This is a genomic window from Tianweitania aestuarii, assembly GCF_018457165.1.
Lineage (GTDB): Bacteria > Pseudomonadota > Alphaproteobacteria > Rhizobiales > Rhizobiaceae > Tianweitania > Tianweitania aestuarii.
In genome coordinates this window covers 619,585-625,584 of record NZ_JAFMNX010000003.1, presented here as the reverse complement: position 1 = coordinate 625,584, position 6,000 = coordinate 619,585, and the positions used below count along the sequence as shown (strand labels likewise).

Below are 6,000 nucleotides of genomic sequence, written 5' to 3'. Positions count from 1 at the left end.
GTCATGGAAGTCGCTGTCGCATCTCCGTTTACGGCGCTCTCGCATGAGATTGCCGAAGCCTGAGCCTCGCGACCAATCTCGTTAGGTTTGGATGACCTCGAAATCGAGACCGCCCAACCACCGGCGGCGACACGCAATTCGGCACCTTCACCATACAAGGCGACGGCCCAAATTGCAAGCACCAACGGCAACAGGAAGCGCACGCTGTGCGCCCTCCGCCCCCGGTCCCCCGGCGACACCGCGTCTCCACAATGCATACTAGCCTCCCTTGAGTTAGACGGGACATGAGGCCTGCCAAGTCCTGGCGCTGCGGAACGAATGTGGGCTTCCCCACCACGGCCACCATGAACAGTCCGCTGGACCGAAGTCATGGAAGTCGCTGTCGCATCTCCGTTTACGGCGCTCTCGCATGAGATTGCCGTCAGCGTTTTAAACTAAGCGATGCAAAGAGACCGGTCCGCAGAAGAGCGGGCGGAGCTGTACGACATCAAGCTGGCACAAGGTGCGAACACGATAAATAGGCCACTCTCCCCATTCCACAGTTTAGTGCTGGCTCGACGGGCCAGGTATTTTTTGGGAAAAACCGCGAGACCCCTACTCTACGTGGACGCAGATGCGTGCTCCCCCATGCCCCCAGGGCCACCCACCTACCCTGCCCTGCCGCCGAGGGACACCGGGAATGGCTCAAGCGAACCAAGCTAGGCTTCACGCTTCAGTTCATCGCGGCAGTCCTGGCAGACTGATAAGGTGGACGGCAAGCTAGCCGGGAGATTGTCCGATAGGGCACACCCATCGGTCACATCTCAAACGGACGAAATAGCGTCCGTTAGGGTTGACTTCTTCTATGTGGACAGACATCTATTCGGACATAACCACAACGGACACTCCGGACAACTCTATGGCAACCTTCCTCTACGCTCGCGTCTCCACCGCAGAACAAACCCTCGACCACCAGCGCATCCAGGCCGAAGCCGCAGGGTTTATCTTCGATCACGTCATCGCAGACCATGGCGTGTCTGGAGTGGCCGTGAAGATGAGGGACCGGCCGGAGGGCAAGCGGCTCTTCGACATGCTCCGCGCCGGAGACACCCTCGTGGTCCGCTGGATTGACCGGCTGGGCCGAAACTATGACGATGTGACAGACACAATTCGCGAGTTCATCCGTAGGGGTGTCACGGTGCGGACCGTCATTAATGGGATGGTCTTCGACGGACAGCCGAAGGACCCAATGTCAGCGGCCGTTAGGGACGCTCTGGTGGGTTTCATGGCTGCTATGGGTGAAGCGCAGGCGGAGGCTACGAAAGAGGCCCAACGGGCTGGCATCGCAGCGGCACGAGCTAAACAAGGGGTAGAAGCAATAGGCTCCTACCGGGGCCGCAAGCCAAGTTTCTCGGCGGAGCATGTCGCTCTGGTGCAGGACATGACCGGGAAGAACATGGGCGTTGCAGAGATTGCCAGGACCACGGGCCTGTCCCGACAGACAGTTTACCGGATCAAGGACGATCCGGTAGCGGCGCAAGCGGCCCTAGCGGCATGGGCCTGAAGGCAGCGCCAAGAGAGAGAGAGAGAGAGAGAGAGCCCTTAGAGGATGTTGAGCACGAAGAGGGACGGCATGGCCGCACTTGCGCTGACATAGGTAGCAGAAGCAAGCGAACAGATTAGTTATTTTCGACCTCATTGTCGCCCTTCCGCATGCTCTCCTTGCCGCCCAAAGATTACCGTTGGCTCGGTATTTCACGGACGGCAGAGCAGGGCTGTTTTGAGGCTAGCAGTTTAACAGAATTTTGCGCTTCAAGCGCCTTATCTCTAAATTTCGCTGCCCCCCGCGACCAGATCGGCCGTTTTAGTAGTCAGCATTCTACATAGTGGCTATGCTGATGATGCCGGGATGGCACTTGCGGGGATGCACCATTTGATGAAAATGACGTATCAATATCTGTTTGCAGACACTTATCTTCTCTCGGTCTTTCATCAGGAATATCAGGCGTTTCGTGGCAGCGCGGATGAACAGAAACTGCGTGAGCGGCTTGAAAAATGGGCGTCGAAGTCCTTCCAGAAGGAGACAACGTCAGAGATTGCCTTCGTCAATATCTTCTTCGATGAGACCTGGGGCTACGTCCAAAGTGGTAAGGCATCCGGCAGTGGCTATACCTGCTACCCCAAGTTCGCGATTGGCGGTTCCGGTCAAGGTGGCGGGACTGGCGAAGCTGACGCGGCGCTAGGGTACTTCAACGATCCCGTTGTTCCGCCTACCCCGCAAGTAGTTTGCGAATTCAAGGATGTTCGGTCAAACCTTGACGCTCCGCAGAAGCGCAAGGGGAACAATCGTTCACCAGTCAAACAGTGCGCTGATTATCTGCGCGAAGCGATGAAGCCTCATTTCGGTAATGAGGCGGTTCTGCCTACCTGGGCCATCGTGACAGATATGAATGAGTTCCGACTCTACTGGCGGAACACGATTCCGACCCAATATCAGCGCTTCATCATTAAGAAGGCGACCACTGATGCAGGCGTGTCGTTGCTCGACGACACGGAAGCTGGCAGCTTTCAGCGATTTCTATTCCAGAAACTCTTTCATGCTGACACGCTGTTAACGACCGGCGGGGCCTCTCTGCTCCAGCGCCTTCTTAAGGATCAGCGGTTCCGAGAGAAGGACATCGAGAGCAAGTTTTACAAGGAGTACAGCGCCTATCGGCAGAAACTCATCGAGCTCATCATCATCAACAATACGGCTTTCTCAGGAACACGCGGAAAGTTGGTCCGGCTAGCCCAGAAGCTGATCGACCGTTGTATCTTCATCATGTTTTGTGAGGACATGGGAGAGCAGTTGAGCTTTCCTCCTAACGCCCTCCGCGACTATCTCGCAGAACTGAGTAAAGCGACGACCTTCGAACCTTCCGAGTTCGATGCTTGGAACAAGCTCAAAGAATTGTTCACCGCCATGAATGACGGGACCAAATTTCGGTCGCGCAATCTCAACCGATTCAACGGGGGCCTGTTCGCGAAGGATGATGCACTAGAGGCGCTTCGTATTCCGAACGAAGCGTTTTGTGTTACCATGCAAGGCGAGAACGACACCACCTTGCGTTCTTCCCCGCTGACACTCCTGTATTTTTCCGGCTCGTATAACTTCGGCACCATGAAGCGCGAGGGAAAAGCGATCACGCTTTTTACGCTTGGACGCATCTTCGAACAGTCAATTACCGAACTCGAAGCGTTGGAAGCGGAGGCCGAAAACCGCCCATCAATCACGAAAGAGTCCAAGCGTAAACGCGATGGCGTTTACTACACTCCCGAGTGGGTAGTCGAAAAAGTCGTCTCGGAAACCGTTGGTACGCGGCTGGATGACATTCGGCGCAATCTCGGCTGGAGCTTCCAGCTTGAGGGTGATGAAGACGCGATCAAGGCACAGGTAGATCTATCCCCTTCGAAGAGAAGTCAGGTGTTTGTCCGACATGTTAAAGCGGTCGAGCAATTCAGGGTTCGGCTCGAAACCTTCACAGTTTTAGACCCGGCCTGCGGCTCGGGAGCGTTCTTAATTCATACGCTGGAATATCTGCTGCGAGAACGTCAGCGCGTCGAGCGCGAATTTGCGCTTGTCACTGGGGGTAAGGGCGCTGCGCTGTTTGAGTTCAAGTCGGACGAAGCGGTTCGCAGCATCCTTTCCTCGAACATCTTTGGTGTAGATATCAATCCGGCATCTGTGGAGATCGCAAGGCTGGCGCTCTGGCTCCACACAGCGAAGTCCAACCAGCCGCTCACGAACCTTGATTCCAACATCGTGACCGGCAATTCGTTAGTCGGACCGGAGGTATATGAATTCAAGAAGGATTTGCTGAGCGCCGACGAGACCAAAAGAGAGACGATCAACGCATTCGATTTCGAAGCTACGTTCCAAGCCGTTTTCAACAAGAGCCGGCCAGAGGGGAAGGGCTTCGACTGCGTGGTGGGCAACCCGCCCTATGTAAAGCTTCAAAATTTCAAGAAGGTCTATCCCGAGACCGCAGATTTCCTGCGCAATGCAACAGGGAAAGACGATGTTCCCCTCTATCAGAGCTGCCAGAGCGGCAGCTACGATCTTTACCTACCATTCATCGAGCACGGAATTTCCTTGCTGAACAACGCGGGGCGTATGGGCTATATTGCGCCAAGCGTTTGGCGGTTTAACGGCTATGGAAAGTCTCTGCGAGCCTACATCAAGCAGAATAGGTCGCTAGATCGCTGGATTGATTTTGGCTCATTCCAGGTCTTCGATGAGGCGATCACCTATACCGCCCTTCAGTTCTATGCCAAGTTCCCCTCCGAAAGCATTCAGATCGCGTTCGCACCTGATGGTGCTCTGGGCGACATTCCCGACTGGAATGATCCAGAGTGGCGGATAAGCTACGACCAAATTCCTGCCGCTGACCCGTGGGTATTTGCATCACAACCCACACTGAAATTGCTAGCTAAGCTTAAAACAAACTCACTGAGGCTGGGCGACCCCGCCGTGACAGAGGCTGTATCACAGGGACTTGTTTCTGGCGCGTTTGACATCTTTGCCAACCATCAGATGCAATCAGGAAGCTATCGCTCCGTCGTTGAAAAGGTAGCGAACGACGTTGAACTTGAAGATGCAGCCACCCTGGCCCTCATCAACGCGACCGACATTGACCGCTTCGTCATTCATCCGACCAAGCTCCGGATCATCTTTCCTTATAAAGTGACTGGTGATCGCGTTTCGCTGATACCCGAGAGTTCATTCAGCACCAAGTTTCCGAAAGCCTATGCTCACCTGAAGACCTATGAAAAGAAGCTACGCGCTCGAGACGCCGGACAGTTCAGCGACATTCCCGGTGCGAACGGCAACGGGGGTGCTCGGGCTCATGAATGGTACGCCTACAGTCGAAACCAGAATCTTGAAAAGCAATCTCGTCCAAAAATCGTGATCGCCGGGACGGCGACCCGTATCGAGGCGGCGTTAGATGAAAAGGGCGTCTTCGCTACGAACGACAAGCGCGTATACACTATATTCCCGCGCAAGCCAGATGACGTGAAATTTTTAGTTGCCATTCTGAATAGTCGCGTGTCGACTTTTGTATTTAAGCAGTACGCACGACCGAAAGCAGGTGGCTATTATGATATCGAAAGCCAGTTTTTGAATCCGATACCAATCCCAAAGGCTAGTGATAAGGACAAGAAGAGAGTTTCCGATCTTTCAGATAAGCTTTCGAAAGCCCACGTTGCCAATATTGAGCTTCTCGATAACATCTCGCGACGGCTTGCAGCTTGCACCAAGATCACGAAGGCTGAGGAGTGGCTTTGGCCAGGCAAAGTGGCTTCTCTTAAGGAACTCCGAAAGAAAGCTCCGTCCACGCTCGGAAAGCGGGAGCAGGCGAAATGGGCGCGAACTGAACGTGAACGTCAGATCGGGATACAAAACGAACTGTTAGCCACGCAGTTGCGGCCTGACATGAAACTGGAAGCAGGTCTCACCACCGAAGGCGAACTAACAATTAAATCCGGCGAGATGACCGTACTTAACGGGGTCTTCGTGAGTGCTGATGAGGCCGAGATGATCTTGTTCAGTTGGAACAATATCCTGCGTCGCAATCCCAGCTTAGATAGCCAACACTTCGCCAGAAAACTGATGGACGTCCGATTGACCGAAAACAACGCGATACGGCAGCAATTGAAAGGTCTCGACCAAAAGGCCACTCAGTTAGCGACTGAAATCGAGGGGCTTGAAACAGAGCTCGATGCTATTGCTTATGAGCTTTTCGGACTAAGCGTCGAAGAGCAGAAAATAGTTGAGGCCAGTTAGTCGAAGCTTGTCTGAGTTCCGGTCTCTCCGGTGGAATAAGCTAGGGATACGGGAAAGTCAGAGCTTTTAGAATTGCTTTAAGTTAGCGAATCTTTGACCTTTTTGGTCGCGTAGAGGGACAAGTACAGTCACTGCACCGGAGGCCGTCGATTTCCTTCCACCTCTGGAGAAGGGGGCCGACTTCTTCCTGACCCTAT

At 54.1% G+C, this 6,000-nt stretch carries 2 protein-coding genes; both read left to right on the top strand.

The window, feature by feature from the left end; translation table 11 throughout:
* Nucleotides 1–898: 898 nt before the first annotated feature.
* Nucleotides 899–1,543: a recombinase family protein gene (locus tag JYU29_RS14740; RefSeq protein ID WP_213985548.1), complete on the top strand. Its 645-nt coding sequence runs from the start codon at nucleotides 899–901 to the stop codon at nucleotides 1,541–1,543.
* Nucleotides 1,544–1,888: 345 nt separating this feature from the next.
* The gene (locus JYU29_RS14735; RefSeq protein WP_213985547.1) at nucleotides 1,889–5,803 is read left to right on the top strand and encodes an Eco57I restriction-modification methylase domain-containing protein; all 3,915 of its coding nucleotides are present in this window, start codon (nucleotides 1,889–1,891) and stop codon (nucleotides 5,801–5,803) included.
* Nucleotides 5,804–6,000: the final 197 nt, after the last annotated feature.

What these genes read in the sequence shown, in the direction of transcription:
- JYU29_RS14740 (WP_213985548.1), top strand. Translation starts at nt 899, where the DNA reads ATGGCAACCTTCCTCTACGCTCGCGTCTCCACCGCAGAACAAACCCTC.
- JYU29_RS14735 (WP_213985547.1), top strand. Translation starts at nt 1,889, where the DNA reads ATGGCACTTGCGGGGATGCACCATTTGATGAAAATGACGTATCAATAT.